Source organism: Rahnella ecdela (genome assembly GCF_019049625.1).
GTDB lineage: Bacteria > Pseudomonadota > Gammaproteobacteria > Enterobacterales > Enterobacteriaceae > Rahnella > Rahnella ecdela.
Window position 1 is genome coordinate 18,525 of the sequence record NZ_JAFMOY010000115.1, and the last position, 19,623, is coordinate 38,147.

Sequence of the window (19,623 nt, forward strand, 5' to 3'; positions counted from 1 at the left end):
GTCAGGCAAAGCGGTAATAAAAGTTATAGCCGGCTATTTTCACTGATTTAGACGGGATGGGCAATCAATGGTTTTTTTGTGCTCTAGCCCAGCGGCAGCGCCATCATAATCGCGTCTTCGCGCCCTTGTGCGGCGGGATAGTAATTACGGCGGACAGAGAGTTCGTTAAAGCCGAGGCTTTCATAGAGTGCGATGGCTTTGGCGTTTGAGGCACGAACTTCCAGCCAAAGCGTGAAAACATCTTTTTTCTCAAGCTGTTGGATCACTTCTTCCAGCAACGTGCGGCCTAAGCCCTGACGCTGGAACGCCGGATCGATGGCGATATTAAACAGCGTGGCTTCGTCGAGCACGATTTGAGTGATAGCAAAACCGGCTATCACCTCGCCCAGCATGATTTTGAGGTTCAGATAACGCTCGCCCTGATTGCTGGCTAACGTATTTTCAGTCCACGGAAAAGCGTGACTGGCCTGTTCGATTTCAAATGCGCGGGGAAGATCAGCGGGCGTCAGGATAGAAATGTTGTTCATTTTCACAGATCTGCTGCCAGAGCGCGCGTTTTGCGCCGGCGTCTTGATAGAGTTCGGCCAGAGCCGGACTGGATAACTGCGGACCGGCGAGAGTCAGCGGTTCGCTTAACCCCAGTCGCCAGACATTGCAGCGGGTATCTTCAGGTAACATGGCTACCTGCTCCGGCGTCAGGCGATAAACCTGCTGTGAGCTCAGTGCCATACTGCGTAAAACATCGGTGACCAGCGGATCATCTTCCGCAGGGGGAACATCTGCCACAATCAGCAGTTTGGTGTCAGGAGGCAGACTGACCGCCACTTCGCCCTGTAAAACCGCAGGCCGGCGCAGCGTCCACTGGGTGATCCCCAGTTGCTGTAACAATGTGTCTCGTCTGGATGCCATGCCTGATCCCTGCCCGTTAAATACCGAAAAAGCCCGGCTATGCTAGCAAACACATCGAACATGCGCCAATAAACCTCTATAATCCCGCGTTCATTCCTGAGGAGCCTCACCCTGATGTCTGCATTAACTCCGGCCAGCGAAGTCATACTGCGCCATAGCGAAGAATTCGAAGGCCGCCGCGTATTGTTCGCCGGCGACTTACAAGACAACCTGCCAGCTGAAATTGACGCCGAAGAAGTCCGCGTCCACACCAATATGTACCATCACTGGCAGATGCTCAGCAAAAGTCTGGGTGAAAACGTTCAGTTTGGTTTGCTGGCTGACGCTGAGCTTATCGCCCCTTGCGATGTGCTGGTGTATTACTGGCCGAAAAGCAAACTGGAAGCGAAATTCCAGTTGTTCAACTTACTGTCACAATTGCCGGTCGGCATTGACGTATTTGTCATCGGTGAAAACCGCAGTGGCGTACGCAGCGCGGAAACCACGCTGGAAGGTTTGTGTGAACTGAGCAAAATCGACAGCGCGCGTCGCTGTGGTTTGTATCATGGCCGTCTGGAAAAACAGCCTGAATTTGATGCTGACGGCTGGTGGGATCAGTACATGGTCGAAGAAGTGACCATTAAAACCCTGCCGGGCGTATTCAGCCGTGAAGGTCTGGATAGCGGAAGCCTGCTACTGATCAACACGTTTGAAGAGCCGGTAAAAGGCAAAGTGCTGGACGTCGCTTGCGGCTCCGGCGTGCTGGCTTCAGTACTGGCCATGTACTCGCCGAAGATGAAAGTCACGCTCAGTGATGTGAGCGCCGCCGCTATCGAAGCCAGCCGCGCCACACTGGCGGCGAACGACCTGCCGGGTGAAGTGATTGCCAGCAACGTCTATTCCGACATTGCCGGTCGTTTCGACATGATAATCTCCAATCCGCCATTCCACGAAGGCCTGCAAACCAGCCTGACTGCGGCTGAGCAATTGATCCGTGGTGCCGTTGGCCATCTGAACATTGGCGGCGAACTGCGCATTGTGGCGAACGCCTTCCTTCCGTATGCCGCCCTGCTCGATGACGCTTTTGGCAGCCATGAAGTGCTGGCTCAAAACGGTCGCTTCAAGGTGTATAAAGCCGTCCGTGGCCGTCCGCCTCGCGATTTGAAAAAGAAAAAACGTTAATCAGTCAGACGCTGAGGATACGCATCATTTCTGCGTTGTAGCGGTCACCCGCCGCCACGCGGAAAGGAAACACTGCTTCGATCGCCGCGATTTCGGCTTCACTCAGGGAGACATCAAGCGCGGCGATGTTTTCCTCAAGATAATGACGACGTTTGGTGCCAGGGATCGGCACCATGTTGTCGCTACGTGAAAGAACCCACGCCAGCGCCAGCTGCGACGGTTTCACGCCTTTCTCCTGCGCCAGTTCCCCGATTTTTTCCGCCAGTTGCAGATTCTTCGCAAAGTTTTCACCCTGAAAACGCGGGCTGTCACGACGATAATCATCCACATCCAGGTCATCCACTGAACGGATTTGCCCGGTCAGAAAACCGCGACCCAGCGGGCTGTAAGGCACAAAACCAATCCCCAGACGTTCGCACGCCGGTAAAATATCGGCTTCCACATCACGCGACCAGAGCGAATATTCCGTCTGCAATGCCGTGACAGGATGCACTTTATGCGCCCGCTCCAGGATGCTCACCGGCACTTCACTCAGGCCGATATATCGGATCTTGCCTTCACTCACCAGATCGGACAGCGCGCCCATTGTGTCCTCAACCGGTACGGTCGGATCCGGGCGATGCTGGTAATAGAGGTCAATAACATCGGTACCCAGACGTTTCAGGCTGCCTTCGACAGATTGACGTACATAATCTGGGTGACCGTTAGTGCCACGCGCTTGCGGATTCGCCGGGTCACGCACAATGCCGAATTTGGTCGCCAGAAAGACCTGATTGCGACGCCCTTTCAGAAAACGCCCCAGCAGTTCTTCATTGGTATGTGGTCCGTAAACATCGGCGGTATCAAACATCGTGACGCCCAGTTCCAGCGCACGCTCCAGCGTCGCCATCGATTCTTTATCATCAAGACCGGTGGTATAGAAATCACTCATGCCCATGCAGCCCAGTCCCAGCGCAGACACCATCGGACCCTGTTTACCCAGCTGACGTTGTTTCATCGGATTTTCCTTTTATAGCTCAGAGAGGGAAGTAACGAATTGAAGTGTGGTTGTTATGTCAGGAAAGATAAATCAGCGAAAACGTGCAACACTGTTCATAAATCGCAAACAATCAGCAGGAAAGTTATGGATCAATTTCAGGCGATGAAAATTTTCATCCGTATTGCCGAACTGGAAAGTTTTAGCCGGGCTGCGGAAGACCTGAATCTGCCGCGCGCAACTGTCAGCACCACGCTAAAGCGGCTGGAACAAAAGCTCGGGGTTCGCCTGTTTCTGCGCACCACACGCCAGGTGAAAATCACCGATGAAGGCAAAATTTACTACCAGCGCTGCCTGCAACTGATATCCGCGCTGGAAGAATCCGACACCTTGTTTGCCCATCACAAAAAACAGCCTGCGGGTATTGTGCGCATCGACATGCCACATTCCTTGGCGCGCGTGATGGTAATCCCCGCTTTACAGGCTTTTTATCAGCGTTATCCGCAAATTACCCTCAGCGTCAGCGCTAATGACAACGCCATCAATCTGCTCGATCAGGGTGTGGATTGTGTGGTGCGCGCCTGGCCTTCAGAGGATGACAATTTGCAGTCGCGCCATCTGGCAGATTTGAAACAAATCACCTGCGCCTCTCCTGAGTATTTAGCGAAATTCGGTACGCCGGAAACGCCGGAAGATCTCGCCGGACATCAGGCTGTGGGCTATTTTTTTGCTCATCAGCGGGCAGATTCGCATCTCGAATTCGTGACAGACGGAAAAATTGAAAAGCGACAACTGGCCAGCAAACTGACCGTCAGCGGCGCTGACGCCTATGTCGCTGCCGCAAAAGCCGGTTTCGGGCTGATTCAGGCCTCTGAGCTGGCAATGGCGCAGGAACTGGTACAGGGAGAACTGGTGGAAGTATTGCATCAGCACCTTCCGCCGCCGATGCCGCTGTACATCATGTATCCGCCCGGCCGTTTTCTCGCGCCGAGGATCCGTGTGCTGCTGGACTGGCTGATCACCCTGTTTTCCAGCCCTGCTCATCCGGAGAAACAAAATGCCATTATTGGAAAAATCGTTGATTTAATCCTCGATTAACCTGAGGGCTTTCTGACACACTGAACCATTCATGGCGAATATGCTGCTTTTTACATCAAACGTCCGAAATGGGGGAAATAAGTATTGACGCCTGTAGGAAAATCTCTAGAATTCGCCCCCGTGGTTGTGTTACTTGCTGATGACATTCCGATGAATGCGTCAACACGGTAATCAATTGGAAGCGATGGTGGCGGAATTGGTAGACGCGCTAGCTTCAGGTGTTAGTGTCCTTTGGATGTGAGGGTTCGAGTCCCTCCCTTCGCACCAAAACAACCACAAGATTTATATTACACGGCACGGTACGCGATGGTGGCGGAATTGGTAGACGCGCTAGCTTCAGGTGTTAGTGTCCTTCGGATGTGAGGGTTCGAGTCCCTCCCTTCGCACCACTCCGGTGATATGAATCGAATCAGCAGTAAGCAGAAATCATCTGTGCGAAGGTGGCGGAATTGGTAGACGCGCTAGCTTCAGGTGTTAGTGTTCTTACGGACGTGAGGGTTCAAGTCCCTCTCTTCGCACCACATGATTTTGCTCCTCAGTTTTACCCTCCTGTACGACCTCTTTCGATTTCAAAAAGTAAAAAAGCCCGACAGCTTTGCTGTGTTTTTTATTTCTCATTCTGATTTCCTTTTATTACTACTTTCTTAAAGCAAGCTAAAATTCAACGTTACCGCAGCCAGTCCGCCTGCCAGCGCCATAAATGAGGGCAGCAGCATGTAATGACGTAACGTGCGGTGAAACAGCATGACCAACGTCGCCAGCATCGCGACCACTACCAGCATCCGCAACTGGTCGAGCGTCATGTGCGTCAGCGCCAGCAAAGGCATTAGCGCACAGGGCAGCAACACACCCCAGCCACTGGTGAGACGCTTACCCAATATCCAGACAACCGCCCAGATCCCACATGCTATGACAATCGCCGGTATCATAACCCTGCTCCAAACGTTGATAATGAGAACCAATATCATATAGGATTTTTTCTCATTTACCACCTATTTGCAGTCATGCCCTCCGTTGGGGTGACACCTGACGACAAAAGTGCTAGTTTTGGAGCGGTAAAAAAATTAGCTCAAGCACCTATTTAAAATAGTAACGCTAATAACGACATTTATTGAATTCTAATAATTACCCATTAGAACTATTAGCCTGCCTGCACGGAATTTGTCTTAACGGAATAAGCACGCAGTATAAGGCGATAAGACACTTTTTCTATTCAGACCAACACACGCTAAATAGAGTAAATTTGATGATATCTCATTCCTATGATGAGCTGCTGAAAAGCAAACATCGGCTGGCGATGTTACTATTCTTTTTTTTAAATAGTGCCACTGCGCTATTTTATATGGTTTATCCGCCAGAAGGCTCTTCCTCAATGCCTTTCCCGCTGATCCTGATTTGCGGCCTTTGCTGCGCGGGATTAATATTTTCATTTTTCAGCAAGAAAAATTATTCTGCCCATCTGAATATGTGCTCCGTCATCGTCGGGCTGTTATGGGGATGGCAAATAGCATTTCGTTTTGCTGAAATTGGTCAGACAGATAAAAACTATCTGCTGGTCAGTCTGCTCAGTATATTCTTTATCAGTGCTATCGCTTTATCAGATAATTTTCTGGCTTTTTGCCTCCATGCAGTACCTTCGACTATTTGCGTCATCTTTCTGGACGATTTTCAACACGTCGGGCGTATCTTATTTACCGTTTCCCTGCCACTGATAGGTTTATGGTTACACCATCTGATGCTCAAACGCAGCGACGAATTTACGCGCAGAATGGTGTCCAACCTTTACATCGAAAGAGAGAAATTCAGCGATCTGAGTATGCTGGATCCCCTCACCGGCCTGTATAACCGTCGAGGGCTGCAAAACAAGCTGGAAACCCTGTTTAATGAGGCTTCCGGGCACTACGTTATGCTGCTGGATATTGATCACTTCAAAGCCTACAACGACAACTACGGCCATCATATGGGAGACCAGGCGCTGGTGCGTGTTTCAGCTGCCATCCGCGATGCCGTCCGTTCTCGTGATGTGGTTGTGCGCTATGGCGGAGAGGAGTTTCTGGTGCTGATGTCCAACGTCAAGCAGGAGCACGCAATTCGCATGGCTGAACGCATCCAGAATAAAGTTCTCGGGTTGAATATCCTGCACTTATTTAATGCAGAAGTGTCCACGCATGTCACCGTCAGTGCCGGACTTGCCGCACTGGAAGACGGCGATTTTATTCGCGCGCTGGGTAAAGCCGATTCCTCGCTGTATAACGCCAAAAACAGCGGACGTAATAAGATATTTTACGCCTGGGAAGAGGAAACCGTTGAGGTCGCTATCGAAGAAAGAATGGCCTGATGATGTTTGAAAGTAACATTGATAACATCGGGTTTATTGCTTTTATTTTCCGGCGACTTATTTGTAAATGCAAGATAGTCGGTATTACAGGTCCTGCATTCATTTCTTTTGCATAATCATTCAACTTTCAGCCAGATTAACAATTCTGGCTGAAAGATAATCAGCTTATTTTTCATATTTAATGTTACTGAACACTGTTACTTTCGATTTCACCCATCTGCTTAAATAAGCTATCTCCACCGTACAAGCCCACCTTAATAACCAACAATAAAGATAATCCTAAACATTATTTTAAATGTCGTAACCCGCCAATCTGCTGCACTTACTTCGCTCATTCCCTGCGCCAGAAAAAAACGCTACTCTCTTGTTTTAACGTGATTATTCTTTCCATTTCTTAATTTGTGAACTGACTCACCCAGACCTTTCGGCGAGTGCCAGCGCTTATTTTCACGTGGCACTGACCGGAAGGTTGCTCTGCCGGACACTTCTTACACTAACGCCCAGCCGCAGCCCTGACTTCTGACGGATCAGCAAGGCGCGGCTTTTTTACTTATCTCTTCACCAGTACGTTTCTCTACATAAAAGGTCCGGTGTATGAACAGTTCGATAGTTTTAGGGATTATCTGGCATCTGATAGGAGCGGCCAGCGCAGCTTGCTTCTATGCACCTTTCAAACAAGTCAAAAAATGGTCATGGGAAACCATGTGGTCGCTGGGCGGCTTCTTCTCGTGGATTATTCTTCCCTGGGCCGTAAGCTACATTTTACTGCCTAATTTCTGGGCATATTACGGTTCATTCAGTTTTGCGACGCTTCTTCCCATTTTCCTGTTCGGCGCAATGTGGGGCATCGGTAACATCAATTACGGCCTGACCATGCGCTACCTCGGGATGTCTTTGGGGATAGGGATTGCCATCGGCATCACCCTGATCATAGGCACGCTGATGACGCCCATCCTGCAAGGGAAAATCGACATGCTGTTCGGCACTACCGGTGGCCAGCTGACGCTGCTCGGTGTATTTGTCGCCGTAATAGGTGTCGGGGTGGTCAGCTACGCCGGTTACCTGAAAGAGAAAGCGCTCGGTATTAAAGCAGAAGAATTCAATCTGAAAAAAGGGCTTATCCTGGCCGTCATGTGCGGTATTTTCTCCGCAGGGATGTCTTTCGCCATGAGCGCCGCAGTACCGATGCATGAGGCTGCGCGGGCATTAGGTATCGACCCGCTGTACGTCGCGCTGCCAAGTTATGTGGTTATCATGGGCGGCGGTGCCATCGTCAATCTCGGCTTCTGTTTTATCCGCCTCGCCACGCGTAAAAGCATCTCGCTCAGGGCAGATATGTCGGTTACGAAATCTCTGCTGCTCACCAATATCATGTTCTCGATAATTGCCGGCGTGATGTGGTATCTGCAATTCTTCTTCTACGCCTGGGGTCACGCCAGCATTCCGATCGAATATGACTACATGAGCTGGATGCTGCATATGAGCTTCTACGTGTTGTGCGGCGGGATTGTCGGGCTGATATTGAAAGAATGGACCGGCGTCGGCAAAAAGCCGGTCAGGATCCTGATCATTGGCGGTCTTGTCATCATTCTGGCGGCCAATATCGTCGGTCTGGGAATGGCGCTGTAATGCGTCAGACGCTCTAAAGGACAGTTCTTAAAAGACGGCAGAAATTATTCTGCCGTCATCAGTGACAACGATGTTTTCCCGCCCAGCCCGATAAAACGCTGCCGGTAATCACGCGGCGATACGCCGCAGGCGCGACTGAAGACCACAGAGAAATAGTTACTGTCATCAAAGCCGCATTCTGCCGCCACATCACTGATCGTCATGCTGCCATAGCGCAACAAACTCATTGCCCGGCACAGCCTGAGCTGTCGTAAATAATGGCTCACATTCATGCCGGTATGCTGCTTGAACAACGAGCGCAAAGCACGGGGATTCAGCTCATGTTTCTGGCAAAAAGTCTCCAGATGGAAAGGTTCAGCGATATTTGCCCGCAGCGCCATCAGCAATAAATCCAGCTGATGAGCATCGGGTAACGCCCCGCTGTCAGGCCGCTGGCGAAAACGCAGTAATAACAGCGCCAGCTGCATCAGCAATGCTTCACTTAGTTGCACGGAAAGCGGCTCCGACTTCATGCACTCTTTTGCCAGCTCATCGACTTTATCGCGCAAAACCGACATCCCGAGCGTACTCAGCCGCCAGTATCGCTGCTCCTGGCTGACATCGTCCCCCGGCAGTAATTGTGACCAGTCGGCCATCAGCCCGATACGCTCACGACAAAACAGTATGTTATCCAGCGCCAGTTCGTTGACCGATTCGTAACTGTGGCGATCCCGCGAATTAATGTAAAACAGGTCGCCGCAGGTAATGGGATAAGGGATGTCGTTCCAGATGTGCAGACCGTTGCCGCGCCAGACAATCACCAGCTCGTCAAAATCATGATCGTGACTGGGGAAATCCGCCTGCGGATGGCGCTCAGCCACCACAACCGAATTCATACTTGTCAGAAAGAAGTCATTTTTAAAAAGTCTCAGCGACATAGCGGCAATCTCATACCCGTTTGACGACAAAATAAACGAGGCGGTTCAGGCAGGAAAAATCCGAAACCGCGAGAGGTGCCGCTTAACGTAACTGGTCACGCATGAGTTTTGGCGACACCGAAAATTCCCGACGGAACTGCGTCGAGAAGTGGTTACTGTCACTGAATCCACAGGCGTAAGCGATATCGGTGATACTTTGATCGCTGTGATGTAAACGGCGGCGCGCCTCGAGCAAACGCAGGCGATTGAGATAACGCTGCGGCGTCATGCCGGTGTAATGCTTCATCTGCCGGTGCAGCGTTCGCAGCGCCAGCGAAAAACGTTCTGCGGCTTCGGTCCAGTTAACATCCTCACTGTAATGTGACTGGAGCCATTGCAAAAGTTGATTGACCCGGTTTTCCGAGGTATCTCGCAATTGTGGCTGGAAACAATCCTGATAGAGCAGGATCAGCAGTTGTAAAAACAAACTTTCGCGCGTGGCGATATGCTCCATTTCCACACTGGCCGGCAAGGCTTCGAGTTGCGTGATGCAGTTCAGAACCTGCTGCATGACGCAGGGACTGAGCTGCCAGTGGATCTGCGACTGATAGTGATGTTCCTGCGGCAAAAAATGGCCGACGTCCTGAATAAACCTGAATGCCTTAGGCGACCGGAACAACACATTTGTCAGGCGCAAATTATCCACATTTTCAAACAAATGGTGATCGCTGGCGCGGACAAAACAAACGGTCCCCGCCGTCAGCGTGTAAGGATTGTCATTAAAGATATGAACCCCTGATCCGCTTTCCACCAGCATAATCTCGTGAAAATCATGGTAATGCTCCGGGAATACATCTTGCGGAAGACGCCGCTCAACCGTCACAGTCAGCTCAGGTGCCGCAAAATAATCATCACCCTTCAGTAACGTCATGTATCGCCTCCGGTTCAAAAAATCATCCTACTTCAGGAAACAACCCTACCCTGTGCCCGGCGTTCTTACCTTCAAACCACAACGTGAAAAACGTCATAAACGGTCATTTTTTCAAGATTGCCGCCCTCATGATTCGGAACTGCGGCAAAGATCACAGTCACTTATGCCCCGTTACCTCTGCGTTGCAAAATTCGTTCACGCCAGCTTTGAGCCGATCTGTGATCTGCCTCGCATCTACCTTTTTAATGCTGCCATCCCGCCAAAACCGGTGGCAATCACCGGAAGGTGCCCCCGCAACGCCTCCCCTACACTGGCCGCATATTCAACAAGGAATGGCCGCTATGAGAACTCACCATCTTGCCGCTATTGACCTCGGCGCTTCCAGCGGCCGGGTGATGCTGGCGACGTTTACCCGCCAGGACTCGCAACCGGAAGCGACACTGACGCTGAAAGAAATCCACCGTTTTTCTAATAATCTGACCCGGATTGACGGTCATGACACCTGGGATCTGGATGCGCTGGAGCAGCACATTCTCGAAGGGCTGAACCGTCTTGATGCTTCCGGTATTCCGCTCGATGGTATCGGTATTGATACCTGGGGCGTGGATTACGTGCTGCTCGATGAAAAGGGTCAGCGGGTGGGTTTACCGGTGGCCTATCGCGACAACCGCACTGAAGGCGTGATGGCGCGGATGGAACAGGAGTTTGGTCGCGAGGATCTCTATCAGAAAACCGGCATTCAGTTTATGCCATTTAATACGCTTTATCAGTTACGGGCGCTGAGTGAACAGCACCCGGAAATCGTCAGTCAGGCTGCACATCTGCTGATGATCCCGGACTATTTCATGTATCGCCTGACCGGAAAACTGAACTGGGAATACACCAACGCCAGTACCACGCAAATGCTCAATATCACGACGGCGGACTGGGATGAGGATCTGTTGAAACTGGCTGGCGTTCCCCGCCGCTGGCTGCAAAAGCCGACACAACCCGGCAATTCACCCGGATTGTGGCAAAGCCCGCGTGGTCGCAGCGTGCCTGTCTTCAGCGTCGCCACACATGACACCGCCAGCGCAGTTGTCGCTGCTCCGCTAACCGGCCCGAACAGCGCCTATCTCAGTTCCGGCACCTGGTCTTTAATGGGCATCGAAAGCCCGAAAGCCTTTAATCACGCACAAGCCTTACACGACAACATCACCAATGAAGGCGGCATCAACGGCAGCTATCGTGTCCTGCGAAATATCATGGGGATGTGGCTTTTCCAGCGAGTGTGCCGCGAGCTGAATATTCAGAACCTGCCGTCATTAATAACGCTGGCTAAAAATATTGAGCCATTTACCTATCTGATTAACCCGAACGAAGACCGCTTTATCAATCCGGTTTCAATGGTGGATGCCATTCGTGAAGCCTGTCAGCAGGCTGGCGGGCCTGTGCCTGAATCGGCCGCCGAACTGGCACGTTGCATTTTCGACAGTCTCGCGATGCTTTATCGCAAAATCGCCCTGCAACTGGCTGATTTACAAGGCACTCCACTGGAAGACATTCACATCGTCGGCGGCGGCAGCCAGAACCAGTTCCTGAACCAGCTTTGCGCAGATGTCTGCCAGGTCAACGTCAGCGCGGGTCCGGTTGAGGCCTCAACGCTCGGCAATATCGGTTGCCAGCTGATGGCGCTGAACGCCGTAAAAGATACCGCCGAATTCCGTCGCATCGTCGCCACGAACTTCGAGCAACGCCATTACATTCCCCGTAACCACGAGGATTTCGCTATTCACTGGCGCCGTTTTCAGGCGCTATGTCACGCCAATGAGGAGCTCGCAGTATGACTTCATCTATCGACCACGCATGGACGCTTGCCAAAGAACGCTTTGCACAGCTGGGCATTGATGCCGAAGCCGCAATCAAACAACTCGATACCCTGCCTGTTTCCATTCATTGCTGGCAGGGGGATGACGTCGCGGGCTTTGAAAATCCGGAAGGCGGTCTGACCGGTGGTATTCAGGCAACCGGTAATTATCCCGGCAAAGCGCGAAACGCACAGCAACTGCGTGCCGACCTGGAACTGGCCATTTCGATGATTCCGGGTCCTAACCGTCTGAACCTGCATGCTATTTATCTGGAATCCGATACACCGGTTCCGCGTAATGAAATCGAACCTAAGCATTTCACTGGCTGGGTCGACTGGGCGAAGAAAAACAAACTGGGACTGGATTTCAACCCTTCCTGCTTCTCACACCCGATGAGTGCCGACGGCTTTACTCTTTCCAGCGCTAATCCGGAAGTCCGTCAGTTCTGGATTGAACACTGTCAGGCCAGCCGCCGCGTCTCCGCCTCATTTGGTCGCGCACTGGGCACACCATCCGTCATGAACATCTGGGTGCCGGACGGCATGAAAGACATCACCGTCGATCGCCTGGCTCCGCGTGAACGCCTGATGAGTGCGCTGGATGAAGTGATTTCTGAGAAGTTTGACCTGAGCGAACACATTGACGCCGTCGAAAGCAAACTGTTCGGCATCGGCTCGGAAAGCTACACCGTCGGCTCCAACGAATTCTATCTGGGTTACGCCGCCAGCCGTGGCACCGCGCTGTGTCTGGATGCCGGCCACTTCCACCCGACTGAAGTCATTTCCGACAAAATCTCTGCCGCCATGCTGTATGTGCCACGCCTGCTGCTGCACGTCAGCCGTCCGGTACGCTGGGACAGCGATCACGTAGTCCTTCTGGACGATGAAACGCAAGCCATCGCCAGCGAAATTGTCCGCCATAACCTCTTTGACCGCGTGCATATCGGGCTGGATTTCTTTGATGCCTCGATCAACCGCATCGCCGCGTGGGTGATCGGTACACGCAATATGAAAAAAGCCCTGCTTAAAGCCCTGCTGGAACCGACTGACTTGCTGAAAAAGCTGGAAGTCGAAGGTGATTACACCGCGCGTCTGGCACTGCTGGAAGAACAGAAATCCCTGCCGTGGCAGGCCGTGTGGGACATGTATTGCCAGCGCCACGACGTACCGGTCGGCGGCCAGTGGCTTGATACCGTGCGCCATTACGAAACCAGCGTGCTGACCAAACGTTAATCAGCGCTAATCGCTACAGAATCACATTCTCAAAATTCGCAGGAAAGAAACGATGAAAACATTATTTAGTTCGTGGTTTGTGCAGGGCATGGTTAAAGCGACCACTGATATGTGGCTGAAAGGCTGGGATGAGCGCAACGGCGGCAACGTCAGTATGCGTCTGTTACCCGAAGACGTGGCGCCCTATAAAAATGATTTCTACGCCCAACCGCGTCAGGTCGAACTGACTCAGCACGCGCCGGATCTGGCCAACCAATACTTCATCGTGACCGGTTCCGGTAAATTCTTCCGTAACGTGCAACTGGCACCGTCCGAAGCGCTGACCGTTATCCAGCTCGACGACAAAGGCGCCAGCTACAAAATTCTGTGGGGCCTGACCGCAGGCGGCCTTCCGACGTCAGAACTGGCATCGCATCTGCAATCACATGCCGTACGCAAACGCGTCACTCACGGTCAGGATCGCGTGATCATGCATTGCCACGCCACTAATCTGATTGCGCTGACCTACGTGCTGGAACTCGATAGCGCCAAAATCACCCGCAAGCTATGGGAATGCAGCACCGAGTGTTTGGTGGTCTTCCCTGACGGCGTGGGCATTGTGCCGTGGATGGTGCCGGGCACCGACGGCATCGGCGCCGCCACTTCCGATCAGATGCAGCATCACAGCCTGGTGCTGTGGGCTTTCCACGGTATCTTCGGGTGCGGCCCGACGCTGGATGACGCCTTCGGCCTGATCGACACCGCAGAAAAATCGGCAGAGATCTTGGTCAAAGTCATTTCAATGGGTGGCATGAAACAAACCATCCAGACCGACGAACTGATTGCCCTCGGCAAACGTTTTGAAGTCACGCCTTTCGAGGCAGCACTGAAAGCCTGATACGCGACAACTGCTCCATAACATTAAAAACCTTGCACCGGGAACAGGGACCGTTCCCGGTAGCAGGGAGTGACGAAGATCAGGAGAAGCGCGATATAGTTATTTGATTTTATTAAATATAAGAGGGATTTTTTATGAGCTTTATGTTGGCCTTACCTAAAATAAGCCTTCACGGCCAGGGCGCTATCGAAGATATGGTCGCGATGCTGGCAACCCATCAGCACGGCAAAGCACTTATCGTCACCGACGGTCGGTTAGTCGAACTTGGCCTGCTCGATGGATTATTCTCGGCACTCAAACAAGCCGGATTACCCTACGCTCTTTACGGCGGTGTGGTGCCCAATCCAACCTCAGCCCATGTCGATGAAGGTTTTCGTCTGTATCAGGAAAATCATTGCGATTACCTGATCGCTTTCGGTGGCGGCAGCCCGATTGATACCGCCAAAGGCATCAAAATTCTGACCGCCAATCCGGGACCCGCAACGAAGTACTCCGGTGTCGGAAAAGTCACTAAGCCGGGCGTATTTCTGGTGGCGATCAACACCACCGCGGGTACCGCCGCTGAACTCACCAGCAATGCGGTGATCATCGACAGCCAGCGTCATGTGAAAGAAGTGATCATTGATGCCAATCTGATCCCGGATATTGCCGTCGACGATCCGACGATTATGCTGAAGATCCCGGCAGACATTACCGCTGCAACAGGCATGGATGCTCTGACGCACGCGATTGAAGCCTATGTTTCTGTCGGCGCGCATCCGCTGACTGATCCGACCGCGCTGGCCGCGATTTCCATGATCACTCAGTGGCTGCCAAAAGCGGTAGATCACGGTGATAATCTGGAAGCACGCGAGAAAATGGCACAGGGACAATATCTGGCAGGCATGGCGTTTAACAGCGCCGGTCTGGGACTGGTTCATGCACTGGCGCATCAGCCGGGTGCAACGCACAACCTGCCGCACGGCGTTTGTAATGCGATTCTGTTGCCGGTCGTCGAAGAGTTTAATCGTTCATCTGCTCCTCATCGTTTTGCCGATATCGCCCGCGCAATGGGCGTGCATACACAAAGCATCAGCGAAACGCAGGCCAGCATGGCAGCGATTGACGCTATCCGTAAATTATCCACACGCGTGGGGATCCCTTCGGGTTTCAAAGAATTGGGGATTAAAGAAGCCGATATTGAAGGCTGGCTGGATAAAGCACTGGCTGACCCGTGTGCGCCATGTAATCCGCGCACCGCAACGCGTGAAGAAGTGCGCGAGTTGTATCTGAAAGCGATGTAGTTTCTTTACTCCCTCCCCTTCGCCGGGGAGGGAGCAAACCCAACCTGGAGAGCAAATATGATCCGTAAATCCTTCGTTATGCAGGTTAATCCCGATGCGCACGCGGAATATCAGCGCCGCCATACTCCCATCTGGCCAGAACTGGAAGAAACCCTGAAAGCTCATGGTGCGCACCACTACAGCATTTTTCTGGATGAAAAACGTAATCTGCTGTTCGCATATGTGGAGATCGAATCGGAAGAAAGATGGAATGCGGTGGCAAAAACGGATATCTGCCAGCAATGGTGGAAACATATGGCAGACGTGATGCCTGCCAATGCCCATAACAGCCCGGTGAGCAGTGAACTTAAACCGGTCTTTTACCTCGATTAACCCGCTGCTGCCCGCCTTTTCCCTGCGCGGCAGGCTTTCCTTTTCCGGCAGACGGATTTTGCGCTTTTGACGCAGTAAAACGGGTGGTCGCCGGTTTGTCTTTCCCCGAACGCGACGGTGCAAACTTCGGATCAAAGCCGTCCGGCGGTACCAGACAATCAGGGCGGATCCCGATCAGACGACGCATCCCCATCGCAGTCAGCGCCTCGCGGATCACCGGCCAGTTCGCCGGATCATGATAGCGCAGCAGCGCTTTATGTAACCGGCGCTGACGATCCCCTTTCGGCACCACCACGTCTTCACTCTTGTAATCGACCTTGCTGAGCGGATTTTTACCGCTGTAATACATGGTGGTCGCACTGGCGAGCGGCGACGGATAGAAGTTCTGCACCTGATCCAGCCGGAAGCGATTTTTCTTCAGCCACAGCGCCAGATTGATCATATCTTCAGTGCGCGTTCCCGGATGCGCGGAGATGAAATACGGGATCAGATACTGCTCTTTTCCGGCCTGTTTGGAATAGCTGTCGAACAGTTCTTTGAACCGGTAATAACTGCCCATGCCCGGTTTCATCATTTTCGACAGCGGCCCCGTTTCGGTATGTTCCGGCGCGATCTTCAGATAACCGCCGACATGATGCTCGGCCAGCTCTTTGATATAACGCGGATCCTCAACCGCCAGATCATAACGCACGCCTGAAGCGATCAGGATTTTCTTGATGCCTTTCAGGCTGCGCGTACGGCGATAAAGATTGATCGTCGGCTCATGATTGGTGTCCATGTGCGTACAAATTTCCGGATACACGCAGGAAGCGCGACGGCAGCTTTGCTCCGCTTTTGGCGACTGACAGCGCAGCATATACATGTTGGCGGTCGGGCCACCGAGATCGGAAATCACACCGGTGAATCCCGGTACGCTGTCGCGGATCTCTTCGATTTCACGCACGATCGACTCTTCCGAACGGCTCTGAATGATCCGCCCTTCGTGCTCGGTGATCGAACAGAACGCACAACCGCCGTAACAGCCCCGCATGATATTGATCGAGAAACGGATCATGTCATACGCCGGAATAGTCGCTTTGCCGTAAGACGGATGCGGCACACGCTGGAACGGCAGGCCAAACACTTCGTCCATTTCTTCGGTAGAGAGCGGGATCGCTGGCGGATTGATCCACACATAGCGGTCACCGTGTTTTTGCATCAGCGCGCGGGCACAGCCAGGATTAGTTTCGTGATGAAGAATGCGTGAGGTATGGGCGTACAGCACTTTGTCGCCTTTCACTTTTTCAAATGATGGCAGCAGAACGTAGGTTTTCTCCCACGGTTTCGGCTTCGGCGCGCGCACCGTCACCGGCTGCGGAGCATCCTGCGCAGGCAATTCGCCTTCTGAACACGGCAAATCTTCGCCGTACGGATTCATGATCGGCTCAATGCGACCGGGTTTATCCAGACGCGTGGAATCGACACCCGCCCAGCCGATCAGCGCGGTTTTGCGCATCACCGCCGTGTTACGCACGTCGTGAATATCCGTAATGGATTCGCCCGCCGCCAGACGGTGCGCCACTTCCACCAGCGGCCTTTCGCCGTTGCCGTAAATCAGCATGTCAGCTTTTGAATCCACCAGCACCGAACGGCGCACGGTATCGGACCAGTAATCGTAATGCGCGATACGCCGCAAACTGGCTTCGATACCGCCAAGCAATACCGGCACATCGCTGTAAGCTTCTTTGCAGCGCTGCGTATACACCAGCGTCGCGCGATCCGGACGTTTGCCGCCGACATTGCCCGGCGTATAAGCATCGTCATGGCGCAGTTTACGGTCGGCGGTATAACGGTTGATCATCGAATCCATATTCCCGGCTGTTACGCCATAGAACAGGTTCGGTTTGCCCAACCGCATGAAATCTTCTTTGTTGGTCCAGTCCGGCTGCGCGATGATCCCGACGCGAAACCCCTGCGCTTCCAGCATCCTGCCGATGATCGCCATCCCGAAACTCGGATGATCTACATACGCATCGCCGGTCACCACGATCACATCACAGCTGTCCCAGCCCAGTTCATCCATTTCCGCCCGGCTCATCGGGAAAAACGGCGCGGTGCCGTAACATTCGGCCCAGTAGCGCGGGTAAGAAAACAGGGTACGATCGGGTTGGATCAGGCTGACTGGCATAAGAGGTTCTTCATCGGCAGCAAATAATTGGCCGCAAATTATACGGGCGGCGATCACACGGCGGGCGGACAAATGACCAAAACTTGTTTTAGATCAGTTTTTGAGAAAACATAAAAAAGGCCTGCCGGTTTCCCGCAGGCCTCTCCCCTTTTACTGACGTAAAGCTTATTTCTTCGCCAGCGCTTCAAACACTTTTTCGACGGCGACAGCACCCGGATCTTTGACCCCTTTCAGGCTGTCGCTGCTCAGATAGGATGAGCGCCCGGCATTGGCTTTCTTCATGCTGGCCGTTTCTTTAGCACCTTTGGTGGCGGCTTTCGCTGCCCCTCTCAGCGCATCTTTCTTACCTAAGGCTTCCAGCGCGGGCTGAAGCGCGTCGATCATCGTGCGATCGCCGAGATCGGCCCCGCCGTAATGCTTCATGCGTTCCAGACCAAACAGCAGTGCTTTCGGTAATTTCTCGCCTTCAGCAACTTTTTTACCGGCGGCGGTAAAGAAGATCGACATCAGCACACCGCTCGAGCCGCCCATCACAGTTGCCAGACGATCGCCGACGACGCCAAGCAGATCGGCCACATTATTCAGCGGCAGTTTTTTGCCTTTGTTCTGCTTCTGGATGTCGCGCGCACCGGTCGCAAATGTCGAACCGGTATCGCCGTCACCCACTTTGGCATCAAGTTTGTTCAGCTCATCTTCCAGACCGGAAAGTGTCTGCGTGATAGTTTCGACGATCTTGCCGACTTCGGCATTCGACGATGCTTTCACGGATTTTTTATCGCTGATGTCTTTCCCTTTTTTGGTCGCCAGTTTTTCCAGTTTAACCAGCGGATGCCAACCGGAGGCTTCCACTTCAGCCAGCAATGCTTCTTCAATTCCGCCCTTCAGCGCGATCACCGAAAGCGAAAAGCCTTTCATATCCAGCGCACTGACCAGAGAAGCAGGCCCGATGAGGTACCGCACCGAACTGCCCAGCGCAGAATGCACAACTTCTTTGGTTATCTGATTCATCTCAAGCGGTGAAACGCCGCCCAGGTTATTGATCAGCACCGCCAGCTTGTCGCTTTTTTTCACATGCTGCTGGAGCTTTTCAACCAGCGTATCCACCACTTTTTTACTGTTCTGGGTTTTCATCCTTGAGACGCCCGGCTCGCCGTGGATCCCTAAGCCCAGCTCAACGTGGCCTGATTCGATACGCTGTTCTTCTTCATCTTCGCCGCCGCCCGGCAGACTGCAACCCGCGGCCGCCACACCAATACTGGCGGTGGCATCAATGGCCTGCTGCGCAATTTTGGTGACGTCTTTGAGAGATTTCCCCTGCTCTGCGGCGTAACCGGCAATTTTATGCACCAGCACTGTCCCCGCGATACCGCGCGGCTGCTTATTATCCGGCAGAGAAATGTCGTCTGATACCATCACCAGTTCAACGTCATAGCCCATGCCTTTGGCTTTCTCGGCAGCCAGGCCAAAATTCAGACGGTCGCCGGTGTAGTTTTTTACGATCAGCAGACAACCCGCTTTACCAGTGACCGCCACAATTGCATTCAGCACTGCATCCACGCTCGGTGAGGCAAATACTTCGCCGCACACCGCCGCAGTGAGCATTCCTTTACCGACAAAACCGACGTGAGCCGGTTCGTGACCGGAGCCACCGCCGGAAATCAGAGCAACTTTTTTCTTATCCCAGTCACGGCGAACCACCACGCGGATGGCCGGATCGATGTCCAGTTTTGCCAGATTTTTGTAGGGAGAGGTCAGGATCACCCCTTCGATAACATCGTTAATCAGAGACTTACGGTCATTCATAAAGAATTTAGACATGCCGGATCTTTCCTTTTAACTGTTTTCCAGGTGTTGTGAGGCAGCAAAAACATACCTCTGCGTAATGCAGGTACCTGAAAACATAGCAC

18 protein-coding genes and 3 tRNA genes are annotated in these 19,623 nt (G+C 52.6%); 12 read left to right on the forward strand and 9 right to left on the reverse strand.

Annotated features, from left to right (window positions below; all coding sequences use genetic code 11):
• Positions 1–83: 83 nt before the first annotated feature.
• Both rimI and J1784_RS06225 read right to left on the reverse strand, forming a co-directional pair.
• Complete coding sequence (gene rimI / locus J1784_RS06220; RefSeq protein WP_217148465.1) at positions 84–527, reverse strand: ribosomal protein S18-alanine N-acetyltransferase; 444 nt, start codon at positions 525–527, stop codon at positions 84–86.
• Positions 496–909, reverse strand: coding sequence for a DNA polymerase III subunit psi (locus J1784_RS06225; protein ID WP_217148466.1), 414 nt, complete (start codon positions 907–909; stop codon positions 496–498). Before J1784_RS06225 ends, rimI begins: the two co-directional genes overlap by 32 nt.
• A gap of 114 nt (positions 910–1,023) precedes the next feature.
• Here J1784_RS06225 and rsmC point away from each other — a divergent pair, with 114 nt between their 5' ends.
• Complete coding sequence (gene rsmC, locus J1784_RS06230; protein WP_217148467.1) at positions 1,024–2,070, forward strand: 16S rRNA (guanine(1207)-N(2))-methyltransferase RsmC; 1,047 nt, start codon at positions 1,024–1,026, stop codon at positions 2,068–2,070.
• A 4-nt stretch (positions 2,071–2,074) separates the two neighbouring features.
• Here the strand turns inward: rsmC and J1784_RS06235 are convergent, their stop codons facing one another.
• A complete protein-coding gene (locus tag J1784_RS06235) occupies positions 2,075–3,067 on the reverse strand; it encodes an aldo/keto reductase (RefSeq protein ID WP_217148468.1) in 993 nt (330 codons plus the stop codon).
• Between the two features lie 126 nt (positions 3,068–3,193).
• On the opposite strand from J1784_RS06235, the gene J1784_RS06240 reads away from it, so the two are divergent.
• From J1784_RS06240 to J1784_RS06255, 4 genes are all read left to right on the forward strand, one after another.
• Positions 3,194–4,144: a LysR family transcriptional regulator gene (locus J1784_RS06240; protein ID WP_217148469.1), complete on the forward strand. Its 951-nt coding sequence runs from the start codon at positions 3,194–3,196 to the stop codon at positions 4,142–4,144.
• A 181-nt stretch (positions 4,145–4,325) separates the two neighbouring features.
• Positions 4,326–4,411, forward strand: a tRNA-Leu gene (locus J1784_RS06245).
• 36 nt (positions 4,412–4,447) lie between these two features.
• A tRNA-Leu gene (locus J1784_RS06250) sits at positions 4,448–4,533 on the forward strand.
• 45 nt (positions 4,534–4,578) lie between these two features.
• Positions 4,579–4,665 (forward strand) — tRNA-Leu (locus tag J1784_RS06255).
• Here the strand turns inward: J1784_RS06255 and J1784_RS26615 are convergent.
• Complete coding sequence (locus tag J1784_RS26615; RefSeq protein ID WP_274387310.1) at positions 4,628–4,762, reverse strand: hypothetical protein; 135 nt, start codon at positions 4,760–4,762, stop codon at positions 4,628–4,630. The two genes, J1784_RS06255 and J1784_RS26615, sit on opposite strands and share 38 nt — an antisense overlap.
• Before the next feature lie 26 nt (positions 4,763–4,788).
• The gene (locus J1784_RS06260) at positions 4,789–5,073 is read right to left on the reverse strand and encodes a DUF1435 domain-containing protein (RefSeq protein ID WP_120132563.1); all 285 of its coding nucleotides are present in this window, start codon (positions 5,071–5,073) and stop codon (positions 4,789–4,791) included.
• A 317-nt stretch (positions 5,074–5,390) separates the two neighbouring features.
• On the opposite strand from J1784_RS06260, the gene J1784_RS06265 reads away from it, so the two are divergent.
• Together J1784_RS06265 and rhaT are read left to right on the forward strand one after the other, a co-directional pair.
• On the forward strand, positions 5,391–6,482 hold the full coding sequence (locus tag J1784_RS06265) for a GGDEF domain-containing protein (RefSeq protein ID WP_217148470.1): 1,092 nt from the start codon (positions 5,391–5,393) through the stop codon (positions 6,480–6,482).
• A 594-nt stretch (positions 6,483–7,076) separates the two neighbouring features.
• On the forward strand, positions 7,077–8,111 hold the full coding sequence (rhaT, locus tag J1784_RS06270) for an L-rhamnose/proton symporter RhaT (protein WP_217148471.1): 1,035 nt from the start codon (positions 7,077–7,079) through the stop codon (positions 8,109–8,111).
• Between the two features lie 44 nt (positions 8,112–8,155).
• Here the strand turns inward: rhaT and rhaR are convergent, their stop codons facing one another.
• Positions 8,156–9,028 (reverse strand): HTH-type transcriptional activator RhaR, encoded by an 873-nt coding sequence (gene rhaR / locus J1784_RS06275; protein ID WP_217148472.1) that lies wholly within the window; start codon positions 9,026–9,028, stop codon positions 8,156–8,158.
• Between the two features lie 82 nt (positions 9,029–9,110).
• Entirely contained in the window at positions 9,111–9,938 is an 828-nt protein-coding gene (gene rhaS / locus J1784_RS06280; RefSeq protein ID WP_120507976.1) for an HTH-type transcriptional activator RhaS, read from the reverse strand.
• 341 nt (positions 9,939–10,279) lie between these two features.
• Between rhaS and rhaB the strand changes: the two genes are divergently transcribed.
• The 5 genes from rhaB (at position 10,280) to rhaM (ending at position 15,549) form a co-directional block, all read left to right on the forward strand.
• Positions 10,280–11,764: a rhamnulokinase gene (gene rhaB / locus J1784_RS06285; protein ID WP_217148473.1), complete on the forward strand. Its 1,485-nt coding sequence runs from the start codon at positions 10,280–10,282 to the stop codon at positions 11,762–11,764.
• Complete coding sequence (locus tag J1784_RS06290; protein ID WP_217148474.1) at positions 11,761–13,017, forward strand: L-rhamnose isomerase; 1,257 nt, start codon at positions 11,761–11,763, stop codon at positions 13,015–13,017. Before rhaB ends, J1784_RS06290 begins: the two co-directional genes overlap by 4 nt.
• 52 nt (positions 13,018–13,069) lie before the next feature.
• Positions 13,070–13,894 (forward strand): rhamnulose-1-phosphate aldolase, encoded by an 825-nt coding sequence (gene rhaD, locus J1784_RS06295; protein ID WP_217148475.1) that lies wholly within the window; start codon positions 13,070–13,072, stop codon positions 13,892–13,894.
• 134 nt (positions 13,895–14,028) lie between these two features.
• Positions 14,029–15,177: a lactaldehyde reductase gene (gene fucO, locus J1784_RS06300; protein WP_217148476.1), complete on the forward strand. Its 1,149-nt coding sequence runs from the start codon at positions 14,029–14,031 to the stop codon at positions 15,175–15,177.
• Positions 15,178–15,234: 57 nt separating this feature from the next.
• Positions 15,235–15,549: an L-rhamnose mutarotase gene (rhaM, locus tag J1784_RS06305; protein ID WP_217148477.1), complete on the forward strand. Its 315-nt coding sequence runs from the start codon at positions 15,235–15,237 to the stop codon at positions 15,547–15,549.
• On the opposite strand, the gene J1784_RS06310 is transcribed toward rhaM, so the two are convergent.
• Positions 15,524–17,716 carry a YgiQ family radical SAM protein gene (locus J1784_RS06310; protein ID WP_217148478.1) on the reverse strand — a complete coding sequence of 731 codons (2,193 nt, stop codon included), beginning with the start codon at positions 17,714–17,716 and terminating at the stop codon, positions 15,524–15,526. The genes rhaM and J1784_RS06310 overlap by 26 nt on opposite strands.
• A 165-nt stretch (positions 17,717–17,881) precedes the next feature.
• Positions 17,882–19,534, reverse strand: coding sequence for a dihydroxyacetone kinase subunit DhaK (locus tag J1784_RS06315; RefSeq protein ID WP_217148479.1), 1,653 nt, complete (start codon positions 19,532–19,534; stop codon positions 17,882–17,884).
• Positions 19,535–19,623: the final 89 nt, after the last annotated feature.

What these genes read in the sequence shown, in the direction of transcription:
- rhaM (WP_217148477.1), top strand. Translation starts at nt 15,235, where the DNA reads ATGATCCGTAAATCCTTCGTTATGCAGGTTAATCCCGATGCGCACGCG.
- rimI (WP_217148465.1), bottom strand. Translation starts at nt 527, where the DNA reads ATGAACAACATTTCTATCCTGACGCCCGCTGATCTTCCCCGCGCATTT.
- J1784_RS06260 (WP_120132563.1), bottom strand. Translation starts at nt 5,073, where the DNA reads ATGATACCGGCGATTGTCATAGCATGTGGGATCTGGGCGGTTGTCTGG.
- rsmC (WP_217148467.1), top strand. Translation starts at nt 1,024, where the DNA reads ATGTCTGCATTAACTCCGGCCAGCGAAGTCATACTGCGCCATAGCGAA.
- rhaS (WP_120507976.1), bottom strand. Translation starts at nt 9,938, where the DNA reads ATGACGTTACTGAAGGGTGATGATTATTTTGCGGCACCTGAGCTGACT.
- J1784_RS06240 (WP_217148469.1), top strand. Translation starts at nt 3,194, where the DNA reads ATGGATCAATTTCAGGCGATGAAAATTTTCATCCGTATTGCCGAACTG.
- rhaR (WP_217148472.1), bottom strand. Translation starts at nt 9,028, where the DNA reads ATGTCGCTGAGACTTTTTAAAAATGACTTCTTTCTGACAAGTATGAAT.
- J1784_RS06315 (WP_217148479.1), bottom strand. Translation starts at nt 19,534, where the DNA reads ATGTCTAAATTCTTTATGAATGACCGTAAGTCTCTGATTAACGATGTT.
- J1784_RS06310 (WP_217148478.1), bottom strand. Translation starts at nt 17,716, where the DNA reads ATGCCAGTCAGCCTGATCCAACCCGATCGTACCCTGTTTTCTTACCCG.
- J1784_RS06235 (WP_217148468.1), bottom strand. Translation starts at nt 3,067, where the DNA reads ATGAAACAACGTCAGCTGGGTAAACAGGGTCCGATGGTGTCTGCGCTG.
- J1784_RS26615 (WP_274387310.1), bottom strand. Translation starts at nt 4,762, where the DNA reads ATGAGAAATAAAAAACACAGCAAAGCTGTCGGGCTTTTTTACTTTTTG.
- J1784_RS06265 (WP_217148470.1), top strand. Translation starts at nt 5,391, where the DNA reads ATGATATCTCATTCCTATGATGAGCTGCTGAAAAGCAAACATCGGCTG.
- rhaT (WP_217148471.1), top strand. Translation starts at nt 7,077, where the DNA reads ATGAACAGTTCGATAGTTTTAGGGATTATCTGGCATCTGATAGGAGCG.
- rhaD (WP_217148475.1), top strand. Translation starts at nt 13,070, where the DNA reads ATGAAAACATTATTTAGTTCGTGGTTTGTGCAGGGCATGGTTAAAGCG.
- J1784_RS06290 (WP_217148474.1), top strand. Translation starts at nt 11,761, where the DNA reads ATGACTTCATCTATCGACCACGCATGGACGCTTGCCAAAGAACGCTTT.
- fucO (WP_217148476.1), top strand. Translation starts at nt 14,029, where the DNA reads ATGAGCTTTATGTTGGCCTTACCTAAAATAAGCCTTCACGGCCAGGGC.
- rhaB (WP_217148473.1), top strand. Translation starts at nt 10,280, where the DNA reads ATGAGAACTCACCATCTTGCCGCTATTGACCTCGGCGCTTCCAGCGGC.
- J1784_RS06225 (WP_217148466.1), bottom strand. Translation starts at nt 909, where the DNA reads ATGGCATCCAGACGAGACACATTGTTACAGCAACTGGGGATCACCCAG.